This is a genomic window from Clostridioides sp. ZZV14-6009, assembly GCF_020658095.1.
Classification (GTDB): domain Bacteria; phylum Bacillota; class Clostridia; order Peptostreptococcales; family Peptostreptococcaceae; genus Clostridioides.
The window spans coordinates 419,367-445,513 of record NZ_JAGWDG010000001.1; the positions used below are offsets into that span (position 1 = coordinate 419,367).

Below are 26,147 nucleotides of genomic sequence, written 5' to 3' on the forward strand. Positions count from 1 at the left end.
CTCTTTTTTAGTAAAGTATGCGAAAATTTAACATTTAGCAGCTACTAGAAAAGAGTAATATTTTTTATAAATTTTTAAAAAATACAAAATACAAAAGGAGGAGATTTATCGTGAAAGCAGCAGTATTACATGGCACAAATGATATGAGATTTGAAGATATAGAAATAAAACCATGTGAAAGTGATGAAGTAAAAATAAAAGTTATGGCAGCAGGAATATGTGGGTCAGATCCTCCAAGAGTATTAAAACATTGGAAATATCCAGTTCCAGCTATACCAGGGCATGAATTTTCTGGAGTAATTGCAGAAGTTGGTAAGGATGTAAAAAATGTAAAAGTTGGAGATAGAGTAGTTGCAATTCCTTTTATACCTTGCAATGAATGTGAATATTGTAAGAGAGGGTTATTTTCATTATGTGATGACCATGGTATGTTAGGAGCTAAAACTTTTGGAGCTTTTGCAGAATATGCAAACATAAAAGCTACAAATGTTTTACCAATAGGAGACATGGATTTTGAAGATGCTGCTATGATAGAACCACTTGCAGTTGCTATGCATGGAGTACTTAATATAGGTATCCAAGTTGGAGATACTGTAGCTGTAATGGGTAGTGGAACAATGGGTCAACTAGTAATACAAGGACTTAAGATAGCAGGAGCTGGAACAATTATAGCAGTTGATATATCTGATAATAAATTAAGAGAATCAAAAGAATTAGGTGCTGATATAATAATTAATGCTAAAGATGTAAATCCAGTAGAAAAAATAAAAGAACTTACTGGTGGAAAAGGTGTTGATATAGCACTTGAATGTGCAGGTTCTAAAATAACTCAGGAACAATGTTTACTTATAACTAAAAAGAAAAGTAAAATAGGATTTTTAGGAATAGCATATTCAGATATAACTTTATCTGAGGAAGCATTTGAAAATATATTTAGAAAAGAACTAGAGTTAAAAGGTTTCTGGAATTCTTATTCTGCACCATTCCCAGGACAAGAATGGACTAAAGGAATCACTTTAGTTAATGAAGGAAAAATAAAATTAAAAGAAATGGTATCTCATAGATTTTCACTTGAAGATACTTATAAAGCATTTGAAATGATAAGAGATAGAAAAGAAGAATTTAATAAGATATTAATTTTACCACAAGGGGTTGAAAAATAAATGAAGGCAGTAGTTAAAACTAAACCAGGTTATGATAATGTAGAAGTATTAGAGGTAGAAGAGCCAAAAGCTACAGGAGATAAAGTTAAAATAAAAGTAGAATACAGTGGTATATGTGGTTCAGATATACATTCATTTAAAGGTGAATATGCAAATATAAAAGCTCCAGTAACTTTAGGTCATGAATTTTCTGGAATTGTCGTAGAAATTGGTGAAGATGTTAAAAATATAAAAGTAGGAGATAGAGTTACATCAGAAACTACTTTTGCAACTTGTGAAAAATGTATATATTGTGCAACTAAAGACTACAATTTATGCCCAACTAGAAAAGGTATTGGTACTCAAGCAGATGGAAGTTTTGCTGAGTATGTATTATCAAGAGAGGAAAGCATACATGTACTTCCTGAAAATGTATCTTTATTATCAGCAGCTCTTACAGAGCCACTAGCTTGTTGTGTTCATGCAGCTCTTGAAAAAACTACTATAGAAAGTGATGATACAGTATTAATAATAGGACCAGGGCCAATAGGTTTATTATTAGCTCAAGTTGTTAAATCTCAAGGTGCTACAGTTATAATGTCTGGTGTTACAAAAGATAAAGAAAGATTAGAAATAGCTAAAAATCTTGGAGTAGATAGAACTGTAAACGTAATGGAAGAAAGTCTAGCAGATGTAGTAAATGAAATGACTGATGGAAATGGAGTAAATAAAGGATTTGATTGTTCTGGATTTATGCCAGCAGTTAATGAAGCTTTAAGATTACTTAGAAAGAAAGGAACTTTCGTACAAGTTGGAATATTTGCTAAAAAACTAAATGAAATGGATCAAGAAGCAATAATTCAAAGAGAGTTACAATATATTGGAAGTAGATCACAAAAACCAAGTTCTTGGATTATAGCATTAGATTTAATGGCTAGTGGAAAAGTAAATACAGAAGCATTAGTTACAAGAACTGTTGGTTTAGACGAATTTAAAGAGGGTATTACAGCTTTAATGAACGGAGAAGAAATAAAAGTTGCAGTAAAATCTTAAAAAAACATTTGTATTATTTTAAAAAAAATTGTAAAATCTACTGTAGGATAAAAAAATGTAAGGTCTTAAAAAATAACAGGAGGAAAAAAGTATGAGCACTCTTAGAGATCATTCTAATAATATTAGAAAAAACATAATAAAAATGGTTGCAGAAGCTAAAAGCGGGCATCCAGGTGGTTCATTATCAATAGCTGATATGTTAACAGTGTTATATTTTGATAAAATGAACATATGTGTAGAAAATCCAAAAATGGATGATAGAGATAGATTTGTTCTATCAAAAGGTCATGCAGCACCAGCTTTATATGCTACATTAGCAGAAAAAGGATTTTTCCCAGAAGAAGAATTATTGACACTTAGAAAATTTGGTTCTAAGTTACAAGGACATCCAGACATGAAAAAAGTAGCAGGAATAGATATGTCTACTGGTTCTCTTGGACAAGGTTTATCTGCTGCAAATGGTATGGCGCTAGCTGGTAAATTAGACAACAAAGACTACACAGTGTATACTATATTAGGTGATGGAGAAATCCAAGAAGGTCAAGTATGGGAAGCTGCAATGACAGCATCACATTATAAATTAGATAACTTAATTGCATTTGTTGACTTAAATGGATTACAAATAGATGGTTCTAATGAAGAAGTAATGAATGTTAGTCCAGTAGATGACAAATTTAAATCTTTTGGATGGAATGTAATAGTAATAAATGGACATTGTTTTGATGAAATAGGAAATGCAATAGATGAAGCTAAAAAAGTTACAGGAAAACCAACAGTAATAATAGCTAAGACTGTAAAAGGTAAAGGTGTTTCATTTATGGAAAACAATGCTGCATGGCATGGAACAGCTCCAAATGCAGAACAAGCAGAACAAGCATTGAAAGATTTAGAAGGAGGTCTATAGGAATGGGAATAGCAACTAGAGAAGCTTACGGACAAGTATTAAAAGAACTTGCAGAAAATAAAGATATAGTAGTATTGGATGCAGACTTAGGAAAAGCTACAAAAAGTATATCATTTAAAGAAGTTGCCCCAGATAGATTTTTTGATATGGGGATAGCAGAAGGTGACATGATTGGTACAGCAGCAGGTCTTGCTACTTGTGGAAAGATACCTTTTGCAAGTACTTTTGCAATATTTGCAGCAGGTAGAGGCTATGAGCAAATAAGAAACTCTGTAGCATATCCAAACTTAAATGTTAAAATAGCAGCTACTCATGCAGGAGTAACAGTAGGAGAAGATGGAGGAAGTCATCAAGCTATAGAAGATATATCTTTAATGAGAGGTATACCAAATATGGTTGTATTAAATCCAGCAGATGCTTTAGAAGCAAGACAAGCACTATTTGCATCTATTGATTATAATGGACCTGTATATATAAGATTAGGTAGAGCTGCAACTCCAGATGTAAACAGTGAAAACTATAAATTTGAAATAGGAAAAGGAACTGTTTTAAGAGAAGGCTCTGATATAACAGTAATAGCTACAGGAATAATGGTAGCAAAAGCATTAGAAGCAGCAGAAGAACTTGCTAAAGAAGGTGTAAATGTAGAAGTTGTTAATATATCTACAATAAAACCTTTAGATGAAACATTAATAAAAGAAAGTGCTAAGAAAACTGGAAAAGTAGTTACAGCAGAAGAGCACAGTATAATTGGTGGTTTAGGTTCAGCTGTATGTGAAGCTTTAGCAGAAACTAAAGATGTAGTAGTTAGAAGAATTGGTGTTAAGGATGTATTTGGTCAATCAGGTACACCAGCAGACTTATTAAAACATTACGGATTAACTACTGAAGATATAGTAAAAAATATAAAAGAATTATTATAGATGTAAATATCATTGAATAATAAATTGATTTGATATAAATCAATTAAAGCTGTCTTAAAAATAGAAAGAAATTTCTACAATGGGACAGCTTTATTTTTACGATAATTGTAAAATATTATATAAAAAGGGGTGCTTTTTAATGAAAATATCTATTGGGTGTGACCATGGTGGTTACGAGTTAAAGGAATTTATAAAAGAAAACTTAATTAATAAAGGTATAGAAGTTGAAGATGTAGGAACAAATTCAAAAGAAAGTGTAGATTTTCCAATATATGCAAAAAAAGTAAGTCAAAATGTTCAAAGTAAAAAATCAGATTTAGGTATACTTTGTTGTGGTACAGGAATAGGTATGTCTATTGCCGCAAATAAATTTAAAGGAATTAGAGCAGCAGTTGTGTCAGATTGTTTTTCAGCCCAAGCTACGAGAGAACACAATAATACAAATGTACTTTGTTTAGGGGAAAGAGTTATTGGAAAAGGATTAGCAATGAGAATTGTTGAAGAATGGTTAAATTCAAGTTATAATGGAGAAAGACATGCAAGAAGATTACAAATGATTGATGATATAGAAAATGAAAACTTATAAATAATGAAAATTTATGACTAAGGAGGAAAGTTATGTCTATTATTTGTGCTTCAATAATGTGTGCAGACCAAATGAACTTAAAAAAAGAACTAGAAGCTCTTGAAGAGGCTGATGTAAAATTGCTTCACTGTGATGTTATGGATGGAATATTTGTCAAAAACTTAGCCATGGGACCAGAACTATTAAAGTCAATAAGCGAAAATACAACTATACCTTTAGATATTCATTTAGCTACAGAAACTCCAAATAAGTATATTGATATGATGTCTTATATAAAGCCAAAGTATATTTCTTTTCATGTGGAATCAAGCACAGATGTAAAAGCTGATATACAAAAGTTGAGAGATTATGGAATAGGGCCAGTGTTAGCAATAAGTCCCCAAACTAGTGTAGATAAAATAGAAGAATATATAGGTTTAGTTGAGGGTATCTTAGTAATGACAGTAAATCCAGGATTTGCAGGTCAAAAGTTTAATCTCTCTGTTTTAGATAAGTTAGATAAGCTTACAGAGATATTAAAAGATTATGATAATCCTCCATTTATAGAAGTTGATGGAAATATAAATAAAGATACTATTAGACTTATGAATGGCAAAAAAGTCGATATATATGTTGTTGGTACATCAGCTTTATTTAATGACAAGCCTCCAATTTCATATAAAGAGAAGATAAGAGAGCTAAAAGAAAGTATAAAATAGTTAATAATAAAATTATAAAATTTGTATATTTAGATAATGTAAATTTTAAATAAGTTAGGAATTTTATAATATTTAATAAAAATTTTAATTGAGTAAGGAGAATGTTTATGGGTGACATATACAAACTGCAAAATGGGACAGATATTAGAGGAATAGCATATAAAAATGATTCTAAGGAAGTTAATTTAACTGTAGAAGAAGTAAAAAAAATAGCTAAAGCATTTCATATTTGGTTAAAAGAAAAAACTAAAAAAGACAAAGTAACTGTTGCAATAGGAACTGATTCTAGAATAACAGGGAGTCAATTTAGAAACACTGTTATTGAAACTTTAATCAATGATAATTGTAATGTAATTGATTGTGAGATTGCTACAACACCAGCAATGTTTATGACAACTATTATGGATGGATACCACTCTGATGGGTCAATTATGATTACAGCTAGTCATTTACCTTATTACTACAATGGATTAAAGTTTTTTACAGAAAATGGTGGTCTAGAAAAAACAGATATAAAAGAAATGTTGGATATAGCTGTTAAAAATGATAGTGTACAGTCTGAAAGAGTAGAAAAAAAAGGTACAGTTGTAGTAAAAAATTTAATAGAAGATTATTCTAATTTATTGATAGATAAAATTAGAATAGGTGTAAACTCAAGTAAAAACTATGAAAAGCCTTTTTCTGGACTTAAAATACTAGTTGATGCAGGAAATGGAGCTGGAGGTTTTTTTGATGAAAAAGTTTTACACATCCTGGGAGCAGATACAACAGGTAGTCAATTTTTGAACCCAGATGGTATGTTCCCAAATCATATACCAAATCCTGAAAATAAAGAAGCAATGGAAAGCATCTGCAAAGCCGTATTAGATAATAAGAGTGATTTAGGAATAATATTTGATACAGATGTAGATAGAGCTGCTATTGTAGGTAAAAATGGTAAACCAATAAATAAAAATGCTCTTATAGCTGTTATATCATCAATAATATTAGAAGAACATCCAAATACAGCTATAGTAACTGATTCTATTACTTCAGAAGGTCTTGCTAAATTCATAAGCGAATTAGGAGGAAGACATCATAGATTTAAAAGAGGATATAAAAATGTAATAAATGAAGCTATAAGATTAAATAGTGAAGGTGAAGAGTGCCATTTAGCTATAGAGACATCTGGACATGCTGCTTTAAAAGAAAATTATTTTTTAGATGATGGAGCATATTTAATAGCTAAAATTTTAATAAAAGTTGCAAAACTTTCTTTAGAAGGAAAGACTATAGAAGAATTGATAGAAAACCTTGAAGAAGCAAAGGAAGAAAAAGAAGTTAGAATAGGCATCAATAAAGAAGATTTTAGACCATATGCAGAAGATATATTAAAAGAATTAGATTCTCATATTAATGATGTTGATGGATGGTCTGTTGCACCAAATAACTTTGAAGGTATAAGAGTTAATTGTAATGAAGCAAATGGAGATGGTTGGTTTTTACTTAGAATATCATTACATGAGCCATTGTTAGCTTTAAATATTGAATCAAATAAAGTTGGTGGAGCAGAAGAAATTTACTCTGAATTAAAACTTTTCCTAGAAAAATATGACTTAAAAGGTCTTTAGGATTAATAAAAAGCATATACTTATATTAAAGAATGGATGTAAATTTATACCTAAGATTACAAATATTACAAAATTGTAATCTTAGGTAACAGATATGTAACTGATTATGGAAATTCTATGTGATATTATAAATACAGAGAGATGAAATACATGATGATTTATAGAGAAATATAATTTAAAATGTATTAATATCGCACTAAAAGGTATAATCAAATAAATATGTAAATATAAACCCCAACATTTAGAAAGAGACCTCCAAGGAGGTTTTTTTCTTGTTTACTCTTAAAAAGCATAAAAAATAATTATGTATAGATATAAAATTTTTTCTTTAAACAAATACACAATGTCATTATATAATAACTTTATTAGAACGATAAGGGGATAATAATATTATGTTTAAGGACAAATATGTTGAACGTGTTGAGCAGTTTATAAATGCATATTTTGTAGATAGGGATGTGAAAAAATGTATGTCTTTTTTTCACAAAAATATATGTTGGATTGGTACTGGAAAGTTTGAAGTAGGGAATAGTATTGAAAAAGTAGAGTATTTATTAGAAGAGTATGTAAAACAATCACCAGATAGTTTTATTTTAGAAAAGTTATGGTTAGATAGTAAAGAATATTCAAAAAATTTACATGCTGTATTTGGAGAGTATCTAGTTGGTAAGAAAACTAAAAAAGGTTATAATTTTCAAGTAGAAATAAGAATAACATACTTATGTGTTGAATGTGAGGGAGAAATATTAATAAGTAGTGTTCATACTTCTGTTGCAAATGATTTACAAAAAATAGGTGAGTATTTTCCGATAAGTTTAATGGAAGCTGAAAATGATAATTATGGGCATTTAGTGGGAGATGAGGTTATAAGAGTGATGGCCTACATCATTCAATCATTTAGAGATTACTATTTATTTGCTGGTAGATACGGTGGAGATGAATTTATTGTTTTGACAGAAAATATAGAAAAAGCAATTCATATTGAATCTAAAGTTCATAATAGTCTACTTAAATATAAATTTAAAGACCTTGACTATAAAATAACTGTAAGTATTGGAATTTCTTAATGGATAGACTTTGACTCTTTTGAAGCATTTTTAAGTGAGGCAGATAAAAAACTATATAAAGCTAAAAAATCAGGAAAAAATAAGACTATATATTAGAGTAAGTATATAAGTATATTAAAAATAGTTTTATGATTTTAATAAGGTTGTAAATTGCAAGTTAACCATTTATAGCATGTAATTTAAAATAAAAATTATTTTGAAATTTACAACCTTATGTATTTAATATTAATTAATTTTTTTAAAAGAAAGGGCTACTTTAAATAAATCAGCATCTATAATTATTTCCATAGCTGCATTTTGTAGTTCAATTATATTTTGAGAAATTGATAAGCCCAGACCGGAGCCATCTGTATTTCTTGATATATCACCTCTTCTAAATCTTTCTATTAATTCTTCTGGTTTTAGATTTAGTTTATCATTTGAAATATTTTTAAATGTTACTATTATATCTTCATCCTTTATAAACATATCTATGTAAACTCTAGTATTTTTCATAGAGTATTTTAGTATATTGCCAATCAGGTTTTCAAATACCCTCCAAGTCTTTTTTCCATCTATCATAGTAAATACAGATTCTTCAGGTGTTTCTATTATAAAATCTAAATTACTGTTTTGAATTTTATCTTCAAGTTCTACTATACTTTGAATTAAGAGCTCTTTTATATCAGTTTTTGTTATATTAAATTCCACATCACCACTACTAAGCTTAGAAGCTTCAAATATATCCTCTATTAATAATTTTAATCTTTGTGATTTTTTATCTAAAATATTTATATAGTCGTTTATTGTTTCTTTATCAAAGTCATTATTTTTTAACATATCAACATAGCTTAATATAGATGTAAGTGGAGTTTTTAAATCATGAGATACATTTGTTATAAGCTCTGTCTTCATTCTTTCACTTTTTATATTAGCATCTACAGCAGCCTCAAGACCATCTGTTATACTATTTATGCTTTTGGATAAATCAGATATTTCATCGTCTCCTATCACTTCCAACTTATATTTTAGATTTCCATTTTCAATATTTTTTATATTTTTCGAGATATTATTTATGTAATTAAACTTAGTAGATAAAAAGTTGTATATAGAAGAATAAGAAATTATACTTACAAGTGTGAATAAAACCTCTATAACTATTGCCTCCGCATAATATACACGCATAAATAATACTAAAACTATGTACTGAATAATTGCTTGTATAACTATAGAGATTAAAAAAGTTATAGCTAGTTTCTTATTTATAGTTTTTCTATTATATATGCTAACAAGGTCTGAAAAGAATCTATATGTTATAGACATATCTTTTGGATTATAGCCACCATGTTTTATATTTTCATATATTATATAAATTACAGATAGAATAATAAAATTAAATACAATTAAATTGGCATTGTAGAACATTTTAGTATTTGTAAATATGTAAAATCGTAATACTAGAAGTATTAAAATTAATATAAGTATAATTTCAATTTTTATCTTAGAAAAGAAAGTAATAATGTTTTCTAAGAGTTTAACTTTCTTTTGGCTATTTTTTTTATATAATATAAGAAATAACACAGATAATAAACAACTTGCTAATGTAATACCTTCACAAATAAACTTTAAATTTGCTTTTGGTAAGGATAAAGGCGTACCAAAATAATAGAAATAAGGTATAATCTCCTCATTATAGAAATAATTATACTGATTAATATCAATAAAGTTATTATTTAAATCGTATATTGTTTCAAATAATGTAGAAAAGGAGAGAAATAATAGTAATAATAAAATAAATTTTGCTCTTGAATCATTAATAATTAAGTTTTTCAATTTTGTAACCAATTCCCCACACCACCTTTAAATATTTTGGTTCTTTTGAGTTTACTTCAATCTTTTCTCTAATTCTTCTAATATGAACAGCAACAGTTCTTTCACAGCTATAAGCATCTTCATTCCAAACTTTTTCATAAATCTCATGAGAGGAGAATATTTTTCCTTTTCGTGATAGGAGAAGAGCAAGTATTTTATACTCAAGAGGTGTCATTTTAACTTCTTCACCATCTAAAGAAACTATTTTTGTATCTGTATTTAGCTCAAGACCTCCACTTTTTAAAACATAATTAGTATCGTTTGAGCTATTTGTATTACTAAAGTCTCCTAAGTTTATATATCTTCTAAGTTGAGATTTTACTCGTGCAGTAAGTTCTAGTGGATTAAATGGTTTAGTTATGTAGTCATCAGCACCCATATTAAGACCTATAATTTTATCCATATCTTGTGATTTTGCAGATAGAAGGATTATAGGAATATTCTTTTTTTCTCTTATTTTGAGTGTAGTTTTAAGACCATCTAAATTAGGCATCATTACATCCATTATTATTAATTTAATATCATTTTCAATTAATATATCCAAAGCTTCTAAGCCATCGTATGCTTTTAAAACATTAAGATTATCAGGTCTTAAATAGAATTCTATAGCATCTACTATTTCTTTATCGTCATCTACGACCAATATATTTTGATTCACTTTATTATTCCCCCTCGAAATTTTATTTTTAATCAATCTTTATTTTATACTAAAAATTGGTTTCAGAAAATAGTAAGTATATTAACTGATTAGCTCTAAAAATATATTAACAAATATAAATAACAAAGGAGTTTCATAATTATTAAGAATTTATAACAAATATTTATTTTAAAATAAATATTTGTTATAAATTAGGGGTGTGGAGTATAGAAGGAACATTTTTATCATTTAATAATTTATCAAAAGACTTGTGGTCAGATTTATAACCAATACCTTCTCTGCATTCTGATTCATCAATAAGTTTGTATTGTTCACACGCATTTTTTACTTTTTCATAATCCTCAATAGAATGAGCTTTATAAACTATTTTGTTGTTAAAACTTATTTCATGAGCAAACTTAGGTTTTACAAAGTATTTGGCATCTTTGATTTGACCAGAGTTATACAGACCTTGAATGACAGAGCCATTTTTTATATGTTGTAAATGGTCATCTAACTTATAAGTATGTGCTATATGGGTTACACTTTTAAATTTTTTTTCAAAAGTAATTGCAATTTCTTCCATAGAGTTAAAATTAGTAGTACCATTTACATTTTTTTCTGGCAATATTATTATATTTTCTCTTTTTACTCCTAGATTATTAAGAGAAGCTAAGAATTCTCTATTTCTATATTCTGATTTTTGGCTATCTGTAAGAGTTTCATATTTTTTATATCTATCGAAAACAGATATACCACATCCAGTAGATACTAAAACCACAAATACATGATTTTTTCCTCTTTCTTTTACAGCGTTTACAATAGCACTGCCAGCCCACAATACTTCATCATCTTGATGTTGAACATAGAAAACAACATAATCTTTAAATTTTCTATGACTATAATTAATATAGCTATTAAAACCTGTTAAAATCAAGCATAAAACTAAAATGATAGATAAAATTCCATACTTATTTATAGTAAACTTCTTGTTTTTAAGAGTCATTTAATCATCTCCTGAAAAGCTGTCTTAGTTATATTATCAATCAAAGTATTAAAAATTATTTCTTAAAAACTAAAAATTATAGAGTAGATTAATGGAATAAATTTTTTTTGTGCTAAAGTAAAATTAAAAAAATTTTATATATAAGTAAGAAAAAAGAAGGGATGGTTTAGATGGTTGATATCCTATGATTGCCACCTTTGGATTATCAAATTTATTTTTTATAAACTTAGGAAAATTCTTTTCACATATTTCTGGTTAATTATTTTTACAGTGAATAGTTTTATCTATCATATTGAGATATTTTATAACAGCATTTAATGACGCTATAAAAATGCTTCTATCTTTAGTATATCTTTTTTTATATCTTCTATCTGCATCATTTTAGACAAGTGATTAACCCTTTTTTCATTGCTTTAATTTAGTGCGGTGTTAAGTATTTAAACTAAATTCAAAGGCGTAGATTTAGTATTATTAACGCCTTTGAAAATTTAGATACTGTTATAATTTTGTTTGTTTATACTCGTTTATATAGTATACTAGTAAAATAGTATTAACATTAATTACACAACGATTTTAATTGTGCTTTTAAGAATAATGTTATATTTTTAAATATAGTTCTTTTATCAAGGTCATTTACATATATATCTTCAATGCATGAATCTACAATAAATTCCTCACATAAATCCACTTCTATGTCTAATTTAGGATTATATCTGTAACCATTTATTGTAACTATTGGTTTTCCAGGTGGTGAAATAACTATTCCTTCTTCATATGTCAAGCATTCAAATTTGGCATATGGAATTATATATGCTAAAAATGGTACTTCATAATGTGCAGAATGAACTGATTGTTCATCTACTAGAGCAGTATATACTATTTTCTGTTTTAATAAGCCATTCACTATTAGTTTTCTTCCATTTAAGCATGTTCCTTCAGCATTTTGTAGTATTGTAAATGCACTAGTATTTTCACAATCAATTGGTATTCTACTTAAACTTTCAACAAGTACAATTAATACACCATTTTCTCCAATTAATATATCAAATGAAGGTGTAATGATATTATTAATTATTGTTTGTAAAGTTGTTATTAATATTTCTATTAATGGTCCTTCAAGTGTACTAACTGTTTCAAATATATCATTGATAACAATTTGTATAGATTTTAGTAATCTTATTAAATCGTCTGCTCTACATATTATAGAATTAAGAGATTCGCATACTATTCTTGCTATATCAGTTTGAATTGTATTTAACAAATCATCAATATCAAATAAAAGAGAATTTACAGATGGTTGAACTAAATCTAGTAATCTTTGTAGTTTAGCTAATAAAGGATTTATAATCTCGCCTAATCCAGGTATTAAAGGTATTGCATCCTTAATTGTTGATATTAAATCATTTATTCCACCAATCAATGTATTAATTGTTGTCTGTATATTTGTTTCTAGAAACTCATCTAATATAATTTCTATTCTATTCAATATATCTAAGCTAATATATAAATTATATGATTTATATGCAAATGGAGTTTCTATAAGTTTTACTGAAGTAATTGTTGCGCTTGCATAAACTTGATCTATATTTTCTATATCAGGTTTTAATCTTGGGATGGGAAGTATCTCAGGAATTGAAATCTCTGTCCAATTTAAGTTTTCCTTTTTACATCCATTCATATTTAATTTTGATACATCACATATACCTAAAGTTTTGATATTAAAGTCACATTCACAAGTTTTTTTATTACATCCCATTTTTATTCCTCCTCATTTTATTTAAATTACTTAACATATTTTTGATGCCTTTATAAAAATAGTTGTATTTTTAAAGACACTTCTTTCTGATAATACACATGCATATATATCCTCTATATATGCTGTTATCTTAAATTGTTGGTATAGTGGTGTATTTTTGTCTATTATTATAAATACTGAAAATGGTATATTAAAATGTGCAGAATGAACTGATTGTTCATCTAGCGCTGCTGTATAGATTATTTTTTGTCTTAGTAGTCCTTCTATTATTAATTTTCTTCCTGTCAAATTTGTACATTCTCCATTTGGTATAGTTTCTCCTGGTATAGAGTTTCCATTACATGAGATGTATCCGTTTACCAAAGGTGTTTTTATTACTCTTTGAGATATTATATCTACACAAGAATGTACCTCTACTATATCTTCTATATTTGGCTTTTGTGATGGTATATCTACTGTTTCTGATACAAAAAACTCTGTCCATTTGTTTTTATCTTCAGGACAAGGGCATTGTAAAACTTTTTCTATTTTTGATTCTGGATAGACACCAACAATATTTAATATCTTATCATCGCAACCGCATTTATCATGGAATTGATAAGATGTGCCATTTGTATAATTAGAATTTAACATTTCCTCTACTCCTTATTTTTATAATTTTATAATGTATTTCTTGGTATTGCATATAATAATAGTGTTGTATATTTCGATATAGTTCTTGCATCTAATAGGCTTACAGACAAATCTTCTATACACGCATTTACTTGATAATCTACATCAAGTGAGTCTAATTTCATTAATTGTGTGGCATTATTAAAAGTAATTTTCTGTGGTATAACTATATAGCTTGAAAATGGTACATAAAAATGTGCAGAATGAACTGGTTGAGATTTTTCATCAGCTGTATAAGATATTTTTTGACACAATTCACCCTCAACAATAATTTTTCTTCCTGTAGAGATTTTTCCTTCTAAGTTTGGTATAAAATCACAATTAGCATCTAAAGGTGATACAGGTGTCTTCACTACTTTTGTTCTCAATATATTTACTGATACATTAACTGAGTTTATTTGTTCAATATCTGGTTTTTGTATTGGGATATTTAAGGTTTCTGGTATATACATCTGAAACCAATAAGGATATTGACTTATAACCTGTGTAACATCGTCTGTGTCACATAAACCACTTATATCAATTAAATCCATATTACAAGCACATGCATTACTATTCATATTTATCTCTCCTTATATAATTTATTGAAAGTTTTTAGCTCTCAATATAATCTATTTAAATTTCGACTTTTTGTTACAAGTTTTCGAATATTTTTATTTTTTTAGTCTTTTTATAACAATATATGATTTTATATCATATATAAAATGTATATAGAAACTTTAATCTCTATATAATTATAAAATTAAGGAGATGTTTATATGAATGAAAGTATTTTAAAAACTGGAATTACCCCCTTAGAAGATTATCCAGATAACAAATGTATGAAATACTATAAAGAATTTATAGAAGATGATATACTATGTGTTCCAACACAAAAACCAGATATAGAATGTATTAATGAAGTAAGTGTAAAGATATGCATAGAAGATAAGGAGATTATTAACACGATACTAGGGCCAAAATTAGTTATAAAAGGATTAAAAAATATTAAGATTATATATACTGGAGATAATTGTCAGCAGTCTCTTCATTCTGCACATTGGAGTATACCATTTTGTCAATTTATTTTGTTAAAAGATTTGAGATATGATAAGTGTGATAATATTATAGAAACTATTTTTATTGGAATAGAGAATATTTGTGTAAAACACTTTGATTGTAGAATGATTGATTTATCACTATTATTTATAATTTGTCCACAACTTCATAATTGTAATAATTGTAAATGCTGTAGAAGTTATTGTATGCATAATCCAAATTTATGCTATTACGATAATGATACCTGTTCAGATAGTTGTAATAATGTTACACCATGTAAATATAGTCTTGGGGATAAATATAATAGCAAAATGAGATACAAATAAATATTTAAATAAGAGACAATAAGTATATTTACATATATTTATTGTCTTTTTATTCAATGAAAGTAAGTTTCTATAAGAGAAAATTTAATAATCATTATAAATAGATATATAATAAATTAATATAATATCGTATTATTAAACTTTATAATTGTTACTATTTGAGTTAAAATGTTGGAAAAAATTATATATCAGTAAATTTAAGATAATAAAAAAAGACCTCAATTACATGTAAAAATAAGGTCTTTTTATGGGTTTCAAAAAAAGTAAAAATATTATAGATTTTTACTTATACAAAAGAAGTTATCTATTTTAGATTTTAAATCCATTGAGATAACTTCGTTTGTATTATAGTTTGCATCTTATTATAAAATATTTCAAATAGCCAAAAAATTATATTATTTGTATTATTTAATATATTTAGCTATCAAAATATATTAGATTAAAATAATATACTCTATTATACTTAACATAGTTTTTGAAAGCTTTTGTTTTTTATAAAAATAAGATTTTTAGTAGTTTCTATTACATTTTTTTGTATAGCATTGTTTTTTGTACTTATCAAAACATTCTTGTATATTATCTTCATAGTTGTTTATATAAGGTGAGTTTTCATAATAAACATTATAATAGTCACATCCATGATGTTCATTATGATTACATTTTTTTGAACCACATTTTATAAATGCAATGGCTAATTTAATTAGTTCATCAATTAACTCCTCTATTTGATCTAATTCTTTTTCTAAATCACAAATTAGACAATCACAGAAAGAAGATTTTACATCTTTTTCATCATTGCATGAAATACAATCACTACAGAATATTAATAGTATAATTATTTTAGCTATAATAGATATTATTAAAAGTATAATTTGTACTAATAAGCAAAATAATTTTCCTACTAAAAATTCACATTTATCATTACAGTTTATTTGTCTTATAGCTTCAGCTAAACACTCAGATAATCTAAAAGCTCTTTTTAATTCTTCTCTAAGTTTGCAATTTTTTACATAGTTAGAATCTATTAGAGATTCTAATTCTTCGGAAAGTTCATTTAATATGCCATTGTCTAAATTGAAATTTAAATCTTTCTGAAAATCTAATTTAATTTTTGCATCAGATAAATCATAACTTTCGCCAACTAAAAAATATTTTATTATTCTCCATATTTGACAAGGTGTTAAATAAGCTCTTGTATTTGTATTTAAATATTCTTCTTTTGTCAATCCAATTACTAATTTCATTAAATCGCTAGAATATGATTCTAAATTATTCTTATAATATTCTAAACTCTTTGTATTATCCACTCTTTACCACTCCTATATATTTATTAGGATAAATTCAATATCCTAATATATATATATGACTTGGGTACATTTATGATACAAATAAAAACAAAATTTTACATTAATATATATATAAATACTATTTTTACTTGGATTATATAATTTTTTTATATTTTGTGTAAATATATGAATGAACATATGAAAGAACTTTTTCCTAATAAAGGTACAATAAGAGTATTGAATTCTATAAGTAGATTAAAAGAATCTTTACATAAACTAAAAAATCGTCCTGATAGCAATCAAGACGATTTTAATGAATAAATCATTACTTAAATTATTTTGAATTTGAAACTTCACCCTAGACTAATAGATTGTAGTTTCTTTTTTGTTTTTAACACAGATTTACATCTTCATTATATCGTATTTTAACAAAAATAAAACTGTGAATGCTAGAAATATATTTTAATTAATTTTTTAACATAATGCTATTTAAAAGTAGATAAAACTAAAAAGGGTGTTCTAGAAAATAAGGTTCATTTAATTATACTTGCTTACTAATATCATAACTTGATGCAAACAAGATTCTACTACATTTTTTCTGTACTCTAGTATAAAATCATCTAACTGTGTATCTATAAAATCACAATAATCATATGAACTGCCAATATAAGCAGTTAACATATGTGTACATCTATCCATTTTATATCTAAACATATATTATTATCCCCCTAAAAAACTTTCATAAAAACAAAAAGAAAAATATCTTTTTGGCAACTGGCTGACATAACTTATAAGATATTTTACAAGTCTTAGTCCCTATAGCTTTGCGTCACTAAATTTCTCTAGTTTTGCCGATTTAGTTTTATTCTACAACTACAATAATATAACAGAATTAGTTATTATTCAACATGACTATTTGAAAATTGGATAAATTTATAAATATGAACGTTATTTTACTTCAAAAAAAATAAACTAAACGTATAAATTATATGGTAAAAATTACCTGTATCAATTGTGATTAGAAGCTTCTATTATTAATTTGAGCTAGACAGAATTTGAGGGAGTGACAAAGCGTGGAAGAAGAAATATTAATAGAAGGGTTAGTAAGAGTAGAATTTATGGTAATGAACTATTTATGGGAAAAAGGTTCCTTGACATCTAAAAAAGAAATAATAAGAGACATAAAGCAGATGTATGGATAGCATAAGAGTACTCTAAAAATAGTATTAAAAGGATTAATTTTTAAGGGTTTTTTAGCTAGAGATATTATAAGATTTCAATTGTATTATAAAATAATAATAACTAGTGAAGAGTATGATACTTTTAAGAAAAAAGTATTAAAATCTACTAAGAACAGAAAAATTATACATTCTCTTACGACGATACATAAGCCCATGAGTAAAGAAAAACTAGATTATTTAGAAGAGTATTATAGGAATTTAGAAGAATAATTTAGTATAAATTGGAAATGTTATTTATACAAATTTTCTTGTTTTAAAAATTGTGTTGATATAGACTTTATCTATATATAAATTAATAGTTTAAAAGATGAAAATTATAGGTAATTACATAATAAAAACAATGAAGGTATGAAAGTATAACTTTTTGTACCTTTATTTTATTTATTATTCTGAACATATTTTAAATTATTGAATAGGCTCACTTTTGATTTATATAAATTTTAGTAGAATATTTATATAATATAGATTGATAGGGAGAAAAACAAAACTTGGATAAGTGCCTAGTATCATAGTAAAATAAATACTTGAAACTATATTTCTTCCACCATTCTTCCACCTATGAAAAAAACTACTCAATAAGAATTAATATACATCAATTCAGCTTAATCTAATCAAAACACTTAAATAAAAGTAATCTGAAAACAACATAATTCAAATCAATTAATTCAAATAAGCCTCAATTTATCTTAAATCTTAAGAAATATTTAAGATTTAGGATAATATTTTCTTAAGATTTATATTCTATTATATAGATATAAAGAAAAATTATAAAAATGTAAGATAATACAATATAACAATTTAGTCATTATTGAGAAAGGGAGTGAAAGATATTGTATAATAAATATAAGGATTATTATACAATAGAGGAAGTGAAAATATGTACAATATACTAGTAGTAGATGACGATAAAGAAATTGTTGATTCAATAGAGATATATCTTAAATCAGAAGGATTTAAAATACATAAAGCATATGATGGAATGAAAGCATTAGAAGTAATAACAGAAAATGATATTCATCTAATCTTAATGGATATAATGATGCCTAAATTAGATGGAATCAAAGCAACTGTAAAAATACGTGAAGAAAGAAATATACCAATAATTTTAATTTCAGCAAAAAGTGAAGATACAGATAAAATAATGGGATTAAACATTGGAGCTGACGATTATATAACAAAACCATTTAATTTATTAGAACTTGTAGCTAGAGTAAAATCAAACTTAAGGCGATATGTAACTTTAGGTAATTATGAAGATACATGTAAAGAAATTTTAAAAAGTGGAGCTCTAGAGCTAAATACATTGACAAAAGAAGTTAAGATTGATGGCGAAAATATAAAAATGACACCAATTGAATATAAGATAATTGAACTTCTTTTAGAAAATAAAGGACGAGTCTTCTCAATAGATGAGATATACGAAAAAGTATGGAATGAAGAAAGTTTTAATTCAGAAAATACAGTAGCAGTACACATTAGACGAATAAGAGAAAAGATTGAAATAAATCCAAAAGAACCAAGATTTTTAAAGGTGGTGTGGGGAGTTGGTTATAAGATTGAAAAATTTTAGCGGAAAACTTATGAAAGAAAAGAGTTTAATATTCAATTGCATTTTGATTTTAGTCGTTTTTACTTTTACACAAATATTAGGAATTCTTATATGTTTTAACTTCTTCTCAAGTAGCTTAATGTACTCTATGGGAATTATGCTTGTATTGAATTTTATTTTATATAAGATATTGACGATGTAGATGAGGTGAACAACTTGGAAAAATATAGAGCATTAAAGTTAGTAGCATTAATAATAGTATCTATTTCGTTTCCATTAGCTATACTATTTGCATCAATAGGATTTGCTGAGCCTAAACACAATATACAAAAAACTTCTACAAGTAGTGGAATTGTTCGAATATCTGATGATTTTTATGACAGCAATATATTTGATGAAAGTACAATACAAGAGATATTATACAATTTGAAACTATCTGTAAGTAGTGAAAATAACAAAGAAGAAAAACTGAAATTAAATGATATTTATTTTAACGCAGGACGAAAGGGCAAAAATATTGCTTTAGACAACGATTATGGTTACTTTAATAATTATGATGAACTTGTAAATAATAAGCTATCATCTATAGAATATTTAAACTCTTTGAAAAATATAAAAATGTATATTAGAAATACATATACAGGAGAGTTTTATACTAACACAATATATGATGATTTAGATGAATTTAAGCAAAAAGTAAAGGGTTATTGTGATGTAGAAATAGTAGTAGGAGTAGAAAACGATTCTTATACTAAAAAACTAAATGGGAAAAAATTAAAATTAAATAATATCGATTTAAAACTGAATAGTATAGATGAGGCATTTAAAGCTTATGTATCCTTTCCTAAAGAACTAAGTATAGATGATGGAGTTGTATACAATAACTTTGAAACATTTAAGCAAGCTACAGAAAAAGTGAAATTATTTTTTGTAGCTAGTTTAGTTTTAGCTATTATATGTTTATTGTCTATGATATTATGTAAACGAATTAAATGTAAGGCATTAAAGAAAGACAATGTATTTTTATTAATATACAATAAAATACCTATGGAATTTAATGCAATAATAATAGTTATCTCAATAATACTTCTATTTATGTATGTTATTAATACATCCTATAATACTTATGTTATATTACTAATTTCTATAGCATCATTACTAATTTCAAATAATATATTTTTTATAACTGTTCAGTTAAGCTATTTGGAAAATAAAATGTGTATATTTAAATCAAGTGTTATAGTTAGAATGATTTTATGGTTAATAAAAACTGTAAGGGAGGTCATTAACGCTATAAAAAAAGTATCTTTAGCAAGAAAAGTTATTGGTATAGTAATAATATCTTTGGTTTTAATAATTATAATCAGCGCTCAAAGTGTGAGCCTAGGATTGTTATTTTCTATATGTATATTTTTAGGTTTTGCACTTTATATAACCAAAAGGCTTTCTTATTTGAGTTATGTTATAGAGGGTACCGAAAAAATAAAAGATGGTGAATTAGACTATAAGATAAAAATTAGTGGAAATGATAATTTTACATCTTTAGCAGAAAATATAAATAATATTGGAGAAGGTCTAGACAAAGCAATAGAAGAACAGGTAAAAAGTGAAAGAATGAAATCTGACCTTATAACTAATGTATCTCATGATTTAAAAACTCCACTTACCTCTATAATAAATTATGTAGATTTAATTAAAAAAGAAGATTCTATACAACCAGACTATATAAACGATTATATAAATGTACTAGAATCAAAGTCAAAGAGGTTAAAATTATTGATAGAAGATTTATTTGAAGCGAGTAGAGTAAGTAGTGGTAATATAGAGTTACAAGTTAGTAAAATTGATTTGGTACAACTATTAAGACAAAGTATAGGTGAGCTTGAAGAAAAATTGTCTAAAAATAATCTAAATATAAGACTGAATGTTCCAAATGAAAAAGTGTATATATGGGCAGATGGAAGAAGAATGTATAGAGTTTTTGAAAATCTACTGTCAAATATAGCTAAATATTCTTTAGAAAGTACTAGAGTTTATATCGATGTTTATGAAAATGGTGACAATGTAAAGGTGGTTATGAAAAACATATCTTCATATGAGTTAAATTTTGACCCAAGTGAGATTATGGAAAGATTTAAAAGAGCTGATGAGTCAAGAAATACTGAAGGTAGTGGATTAGGGCTTGCTATTGCAAGGGATTTAGTAAATTTACAAGGTGGAAAATTCTATATAGAAATAGATGGCGATTTGTTTAAAGCAAATTTAGAATTTCAAAAATGTGAAGAAGAAATAAAGATAGATTAAAATAAAATTTCAAGATATAATATAATTTTTACAGAAAAATTAAGATATTGAAAGGTTTCCTATAAAACAATTATGTAGATACTTTTAAAGAAAGGAATACTTTTAATTAATTTTATGAGAATGTAGATAGATTTGTGTAAATATATTTTTTCTTATTCAATATTACTGGAAATTTTGATATGCTCCCTTTATAGTAGACAGTTGAAATAATAACAACTGATGCTATGAAGAGAGTATATTTTTATGTTACGAAAATCTAAAATAGATTTTGAAACAAAAATTAAACTAGTTGAAATGTATTGTACAATTAGCTATAGGAGATAGGAAAGTTGAAAAAATTTCAGATAAGTCTTTAAATCAACTATTTTCCATTGTATTTTAAAATAATTGTGCGTTTTCAGTTTTCTAATCATAAGAATACTCTTTTAATATTTCTGTATAAGCAAAACACTCTGTAATATGGTCGTTGACCATGCCTGTAGCCTGCATGAATGCATAAACTGTGGTTGAGCCGAGAAATTTAAAACCCATCTTTTTCAAATCTTTGCTTATCTTATCAGAAAGTGGAGTTGTTGCAGGTAAATCTTCAACTTTTTCCCAATGTCCCACAATAGAAGTATTATTTACATATCTCCAAATCATCTTATCAAAGCTGCCATGTTTATCCTTAATTTCAAGAAATACCTTAGCGTTGTTTATAGCTGAATTAATTTTCAAACGATTTCTTATAATGCCCTCGTTTGCCATGAGTTCGTCAATCTTTTTATCATCATAAAGGGCTATCTTATTTGGATTAAATCCATCAAATGCTTCCCTGTAGGACTCCCTTTTTTTAAGTATGGTTATCCACGAAAGCCCTGCCTGCATGCTTTCTAAAATTAGCATTTCAAATAGCTTATCATCATCATGTACAGGGCGTCCCCATTCGTTGTCATGATAATCTGTATATATTTGGGTATTTCCTGACCAAGCACATCGGATTTTTTCATTCATGTTATATTATCCTTTCTGTTTTATAAATAATCTACATTAATTCTGCCTTACAAAGATATTATACATTTATTCAACATCTCACACAATCAAATCTTTTTAATTTTAACTAAGGCTGGCAATAAGAAGCATTCCCAGAAATGGTACGTTTCCTACCTGCTCTTGTTGTTCCAAAATGATAATAACTGCAAGCTTATAAAATAATTTATATCTTTCTTTTAAAACAAATTCTCAATCGCCTTTATTCAAAGTTATTTGACATACATACAGTACGTATGTTATGTTGATGTTACCAAATATAAAGGAGATTATTTTTATGAAAAATAGTTTTTACCCTGTACTAATGTGCAATGATATAAGAAAAGAAGCAGATTTTTTTATAGAATTATTTGACTTCAGGGAAGTATTTAATAGTGATTGGTATATTAGCCTAAAAGACAATGATGACTTTGAGTTGGCATTGATTGATAGTACACATGATACAATACCTAAACTGTATAGAAAACAGTGTGAAGGCCTTATTCTTAATATTGAAGTTAACGATGTGAATACTGTATATTCAGAAGTAATTAGTAGAAAAAAATCATCGCTTTTGTTAGATATAAAAAATGAAGAATTTGGTCAAAGACATTTTATTATTGAAACTCCAAGTAAAATTTTGGTTGATATTATTCAAATAATTCCGCCATCAAATGATTATCTCGAAAATTATAAGAAATCAGGTAAAGAAAATGACTAAAAATAAAAAAGAATTAGCATCTATAAACACTACAAAAAATTTGATTGCTATTGCACGTAATCATTTTTCTACGTATGGCTATGAAAAGACCTCATTAGAAGCTATCGCAGAAGAAGCTAATATGACTAGAGGTGCAGTATATCACCATTTCAAAAATAAAAAAAACCTATTTAAAGCAGTTTTAAGTCTTGTTCAGTATGAAGTTGGACTAAATGTAGAAAAAGAAGCTATGGCATCTGAAGATATATGGGAACAGTTAATTTTAGGTTGTGTTGGATTTGTACAATCAGCTACTTTAGACTCTAACAAAAGAATATTATTAATCGAAGCACCTAATATTATAGAGTGGACAGAGTGGAAAAAAATGGATAATGACAATTCTGTTTTACTTTTGGAAGAACAACTCTTAATTGCACAAAAAAACGGAAAATTAATAGAGTTTGATATTCATGTGATTTCACATATGATTTCTGGTGCATTAAATGATTTATCTATTTTTCTTGCAGAAGCCAATACTTTAGATAAAAATCAAGTTTATAAAGCGATTTCTCATTTACTGAAAGGGTTTAGAAAAGATGGCTAAGAAAGTGAAAGACTACTATGACATTGAATATGTAAACTTCTTAGCTGAAAAAATAAAATCAGTATATCCAGAATTTATTATTAATAAGTTCTTTTCACTGATAAAACCAACTATTGAATTATTAGAATTCAATGAAAGGCAAGAGTTATTGGCAAATGCTTTAAAAGAGTCTATCAATTTAAATTATTCGGAGACTATTAATGTTTTTGAGAAAATACTAGGTCCAGAGTTAGAAGGTAGTTTAGGCATGTTTACAGAAGGTTATTGGTTATGGCCTATTGGAAAGTATGTAGAGAAGTTTGGTGGAGAAAATTTTGAAGTAAGCACAACTTTCAGTAAGGAGTTAACAAAAAGATTTACTAGTGAATATTGTATGCGTACCATAATAAATAATTTTCCAGAACAGTCTATGGCTTTGCTTTTGGAATGGAGTAAAGATAGTAATAAAAGAGTTCGTCGATTAGCTAGTGAATGTCTCAGAATACGATTGCCATGGGCAAAAAAAATGTATGTTGCCTTAGACTATTTTGATACTTATTTTGAATTATTGTCTAATCTAAAAGATGATACAGATAAAACAATTCAAAAGAGTGTAGCAAATAATCTAAATGATTTATACAAAGAAGATAAAGACAAATTTGAATTAATTATTTCTAGTTGGCAAACAGAAAATATAACAAAAGAATGTAAATGGATTATTAGGCATGCTTCAAGAACAAAAAATAAAAAGCAAGAAAGTTATTCTAATATTAAAGTCTAAGGGTATTAGGAGGAAGTGTTTTGTGGCTGATGGTAGCAACTTTTTTCTTTTTTATATTGTTGGTCTTTAGAAGTCTTTTTGTTGGAATTTTTAAGGATATTCATCATTTTAGAAGAGGGAAATTCTCAAAATGAGCAATCAATAAAAGAAACAAATGAAAAAGGGTAATATGTAAGTAAGAAAATGGCAGGATGATATCTTTCTAATGAAAAAAGTGTAATTAAAAAGTAGTTATAAAAAAACTCTATAAGAAAATTGTATTTTTCAACATGTTTTCTTATAGAGGCAAACATATATTGTATGTAATAACTGATAATCAATCTAATATCTTAAAAATATATTGGATTCATAAATGGTATTACAAGTTCTGTGACCTCTCCATCTGCATCAAGACCCCAATATCCGCTGTAAATACCATCGCCCATACCGCTTGTGAACATAATTAATTTGTAGAATGTTTGTGGTAATTGCCAAAGTAAGAAATTGCCACCTTCATTCTGTACATTGGGGTGCATTTCATAGCTTTTTTGAAAAAGTGTTGCAAAATAATCATTATATTTGTTTTTGTCTGGGTTTTCACTTTGCCATTTTGTGATAAAATTACTATACTCTTTTGCAACTTTTGCGTCTGAAAAACAGGCTAATCCTGTATCTACACCAAAGAAAGTCCATGCTCCTGCTTTTCCAAAATCTTCGGTTTTCTTTCCCTTTGGCATGGCAATTTCATATTTGATAGGTTTTTTGTCATTGATAATTAATCTTGCTGCTACAATTCTAAGTCCTGCAATTTTAGAATGGCAGATAGAAATTTCTACTGAATAACTTCCAACAGGTATTTTTCTTTCTAAATAAGTCATATATTCACTACCTAAATACGCAAGAGGGTCTGCAAGGACAATTTCTCCACTTGGGAAATCTGCTTTTCCTATTATGAATGGTTCCAGTTTCTCACTTTTTTGAAACAATCCTTGAAAGAATTCTATTGAATAGTTTTCCTGATTTAAAAATTTTAGGTTCTTTTCAAATGCTATTTGTGCAGGATGTTTAACTTGTTCTCTAATTTCTTTTCCTGTATTTGTATCAATAAAATATTTTCCGCTTTTATCAGAGTGAAACTCTAAATCAGTTCCTATTGGCATATAAAAAATATTCAAAGCAGTTGGTTCAATATTAATAAGTGTATTGAAATCTACAACTTCCATGTTCTCAGGATTATTTACATACTCCTGTGTATCCTTATCACCAAAAGCAATCCATCCATTTCCAAATTCACTATGTTCTCTAAAAAGCCACTTTAGTTTTGATGTTCCATTGAGAATCGATTTGCTGACAATACAGCCACCTGCACCAGTAATATACTGTTTTATTTCTGATTTTTCGACTTTTGTTTCTTTTTTATTTTCGCTAAATAATTTCATGTAAATTC

At 26.9% G+C, this 26,147-nt stretch carries 26 protein-coding genes and 1 riboswitch; of the genes, 16 read left to right on the forward strand and 10 right to left on the reverse strand.

Features of this window, described 5'->3' with window-relative positions; all coding sequences use genetic code 11:
* Positions 1 to 110 precede the first annotated feature (110 nt).
* The 8 genes from KGF36_RS01850 to KGF36_RS01885 all read left to right on the forward strand — a co-directional run bounded on the left by KGF36_RS01850 (position 111) and on the right by KGF36_RS01885 (position 7,983).
* On the forward strand, positions 111 to 1,163 hold the full coding sequence (locus KGF36_RS01850) for a galactitol-1-phosphate 5-dehydrogenase (protein WP_227432710.1): 1,053 nt from the start codon (positions 111 to 113) through the stop codon (positions 1,161 to 1,163).
* The gene (locus KGF36_RS01855) at positions 1,164 to 2,195 is read left to right on the forward strand and encodes a zinc-binding dehydrogenase (protein WP_227432711.1); all 1,032 of its coding nucleotides are present in this window, start codon (positions 1,164 to 1,166) and stop codon (positions 2,193 to 2,195) included.
* A gap of 91 nt (positions 2,196 to 2,286) precedes the next feature.
* Entirely contained in the window at positions 2,287 to 3,099 is an 813-nt protein-coding gene (locus KGF36_RS01860) for a transketolase (protein WP_227829233.1), read from the forward strand.
* Positions 3,100 to 3,101: 2 nt separating this feature from the next.
* Positions 3,102 to 4,022 carry a transketolase family protein gene (locus KGF36_RS01865; RefSeq protein ID WP_227829232.1) on the forward strand — a complete coding sequence of 307 codons (921 nt, stop codon included), beginning with the start codon at positions 3,102 to 3,104 and terminating at the stop codon, positions 4,020 to 4,022.
* 139 nt (positions 4,023 to 4,161) lie between these two features.
* Positions 4,162 to 4,608, forward strand: a complete 447-nt coding sequence (gene rpiB / locus KGF36_RS01870; protein WP_227829231.1) for a ribose 5-phosphate isomerase B — start codon at positions 4,162 to 4,164, stop codon at positions 4,606 to 4,608.
* Between the two features lie 32 nt (positions 4,609 to 4,640).
* A complete protein-coding gene (locus tag KGF36_RS01875) occupies positions 4,641 to 5,306 on the forward strand; it encodes a ribulose-phosphate 3-epimerase (RefSeq protein WP_227829230.1) in 666 nt (221 codons plus the stop codon).
* 107 nt (positions 5,307 to 5,413) lie between these two features.
* Positions 5,414 to 6,916 (forward strand): phosphomannomutase/phosphoglucomutase, encoded by a 1,503-nt coding sequence (locus KGF36_RS01880; RefSeq protein ID WP_227829229.1) that lies wholly within the window; start codon positions 5,414 to 5,416, stop codon positions 6,914 to 6,916.
* Positions 6,917 to 7,308: 392 nt separating this feature from the next.
* Positions 7,309 to 7,983, forward strand: coding sequence for a diguanylate cyclase (locus KGF36_RS01885; RefSeq protein ID WP_227829228.1), 675 nt, complete (start codon positions 7,309 to 7,311; stop codon positions 7,981 to 7,983).
* Positions 7,984 to 8,208: 225 nt separating this feature from the next.
* Here KGF36_RS01885 and KGF36_RS01890 read toward each other — a convergent pair whose 3' ends face one another.
* The 6 genes from KGF36_RS01890 to KGF36_RS01915 form a co-directional block, all read right to left on the reverse strand.
* A complete protein-coding gene (locus tag KGF36_RS01890; RefSeq protein ID WP_227842208.1) occupies positions 8,209 to 9,807 on the reverse strand; it encodes a sensor histidine kinase in 1,599 nt (532 codons plus the stop codon).
* Positions 9,776 to 10,492, reverse strand: a complete 717-nt coding sequence (locus KGF36_RS01895; RefSeq protein ID WP_227830473.1) for a response regulator transcription factor — start codon at positions 10,490 to 10,492, stop codon at positions 9,776 to 9,778. The genes KGF36_RS01890 and KGF36_RS01895 overlap by 32 nt, the downstream gene beginning before the upstream one ends.
* Before the next feature lie 184 nt (positions 10,493 to 10,676).
* Entirely contained in the window at positions 10,677 to 11,477 is an 801-nt protein-coding gene (locus KGF36_RS01900) for a PIG-L family deacetylase (RefSeq protein WP_227830472.1), read from the reverse strand.
* A gap of 556 nt (positions 11,478 to 12,033) precedes the next feature.
* On the reverse strand, positions 12,034 to 13,233 hold the full coding sequence (locus tag KGF36_RS01905; protein WP_227830471.1) for a hypothetical protein: 1,200 nt from the start codon (positions 13,231 to 13,233) through the stop codon (positions 12,034 to 12,036).
* Positions 13,234 to 13,263: 30 nt separating this feature from the next.
* Positions 13,264 to 13,866, reverse strand: a complete 603-nt coding sequence (locus KGF36_RS01910; protein WP_227830470.1) for a DUF3794 domain-containing protein — start codon at positions 13,864 to 13,866, stop codon at positions 13,264 to 13,266.
* Positions 13,867 to 13,892: 26 nt separating this feature from the next.
* Entirely contained in the window at positions 13,893 to 14,465 is a 573-nt protein-coding gene (locus KGF36_RS01915; protein WP_227830469.1) for a DUF3794 domain-containing protein, read from the reverse strand.
* A 198-nt stretch (positions 14,466 to 14,663) separates the two neighbouring features.
* Between KGF36_RS01915 and KGF36_RS01920 the strand changes: the two genes are divergently transcribed.
* Positions 14,664 to 15,269 (forward strand): DUF3794 domain-containing protein, encoded by a 606-nt coding sequence (locus KGF36_RS01920; RefSeq protein WP_227830468.1) that lies wholly within the window; start codon positions 14,664 to 14,666, stop codon positions 15,267 to 15,269.
* Between the two features lie 509 nt (positions 15,270 to 15,778).
* On the opposite strand, the gene KGF36_RS01925 is transcribed toward KGF36_RS01920, so the two are convergent.
* Complete coding sequence (locus tag KGF36_RS01925; RefSeq protein ID WP_227828914.1) at positions 15,779 to 16,576, reverse strand: hypothetical protein; 798 nt, start codon at positions 16,574 to 16,576, stop codon at positions 15,779 to 15,781.
* 165 nt (positions 16,577 to 16,741) lie between these two features.
* Between KGF36_RS01925 and KGF36_RS20110 the strand changes: the two genes are divergently transcribed.
* On the forward strand, positions 16,742 to 16,876 hold the full coding sequence (locus KGF36_RS20110) for a hypothetical protein (protein WP_255287724.1): 135 nt from the start codon (positions 16,742 to 16,744) through the stop codon (positions 16,874 to 16,876).
* 216 nt (positions 16,877 to 17,092) lie between these two features.
* On the opposite strand, the gene KGF36_RS01930 is transcribed toward KGF36_RS20110, so the two are convergent.
* Positions 17,093 to 17,269, reverse strand: a complete 177-nt coding sequence (locus KGF36_RS01930; RefSeq protein ID WP_227828913.1) for a hypothetical protein — start codon at positions 17,267 to 17,269, stop codon at positions 17,093 to 17,095.
* Positions 17,270 to 17,321: 52 nt separating this feature from the next.
* A riboswitch (cyclic di-GMP riboswitch) is annotated at positions 17,322 to 17,418 on the reverse strand.
* A gap of 210 nt (positions 17,419 to 17,628) precedes the next feature.
* Between KGF36_RS01930 and KGF36_RS20115 the strand changes: the two genes are divergently transcribed.
* The 3 genes from KGF36_RS20115 (at position 17,629) to KGF36_RS01940 (ending at position 21,649) form a co-directional block, all read left to right on the forward strand.
* The gene (locus tag KGF36_RS20115) at positions 17,629 to 17,757 is read left to right on the forward strand and encodes a hypothetical protein (RefSeq protein WP_255287723.1); all 129 of its coding nucleotides are present in this window, start codon (positions 17,629 to 17,631) and stop codon (positions 17,755 to 17,757) included.
* Between the two features lie 916 nt (positions 17,758 to 18,673).
* Positions 18,674 to 19,366, forward strand: coding sequence for a response regulator transcription factor (locus KGF36_RS01935; protein ID WP_227828911.1), 693 nt, complete (start codon positions 18,674 to 18,676; stop codon positions 19,364 to 19,366).
* Between the two features lie 195 nt (positions 19,367 to 19,561).
* Entirely contained in the window at positions 19,562 to 21,649 is a 2,088-nt protein-coding gene (locus KGF36_RS01940; protein WP_255287722.1) for a sensor histidine kinase, read from the forward strand.
* Between the two features lie 405 nt (positions 21,650 to 22,054).
* Here the strand turns inward: KGF36_RS01940 and KGF36_RS01945 are convergent, their stop codons facing one another.
* Positions 22,055 to 22,642, reverse strand: a complete 588-nt coding sequence (locus tag KGF36_RS01945; protein ID WP_227828909.1) for a DNA-3-methyladenine glycosylase I — start codon at positions 22,640 to 22,642, stop codon at positions 22,055 to 22,057.
* 313 nt (positions 22,643 to 22,955) lie between these two features.
* Between KGF36_RS01945 and KGF36_RS01950 the strand changes: the two genes are divergently transcribed.
* The 3 genes from KGF36_RS01950 to KGF36_RS01960 are packed head-to-tail and all read left to right on the forward strand — an operon-like array spanning position 22,956 to position 24,721.
* A complete protein-coding gene (locus KGF36_RS01950; protein ID WP_227828908.1) occupies positions 22,956 to 23,378 on the forward strand; it encodes a hypothetical protein in 423 nt (140 codons plus the stop codon).
* A complete protein-coding gene (locus tag KGF36_RS01955) occupies positions 23,371 to 23,961 on the forward strand; it encodes a TetR/AcrR family transcriptional regulator (protein WP_227854519.1) in 591 nt (196 codons plus the stop codon). The genes KGF36_RS01950 and KGF36_RS01955 overlap by 8 nt, the downstream gene beginning before the upstream one ends.
* Positions 23,954 to 24,721: a DNA alkylation repair protein gene (locus tag KGF36_RS01960; protein WP_227828906.1), complete on the forward strand. Its 768-nt coding sequence runs from the start codon at positions 23,954 to 23,956 to the stop codon at positions 24,719 to 24,721. Before KGF36_RS01955 ends, KGF36_RS01960 begins: the two co-directional genes overlap by 8 nt.
* 329 nt (positions 24,722 to 25,050) lie before the next feature.
* Here KGF36_RS01960 and KGF36_RS01965 read toward each other — a convergent pair whose 3' ends face one another.
* The gene (locus KGF36_RS01965) at positions 25,051 to 26,139 is read right to left on the reverse strand and encodes a DUF2185 domain-containing protein (protein ID WP_227828905.1); all 1,089 of its coding nucleotides are present in this window, start codon (positions 26,137 to 26,139) and stop codon (positions 25,051 to 25,053) included.
* Positions 26,140 to 26,147 lie beyond the last annotated feature (8 nt).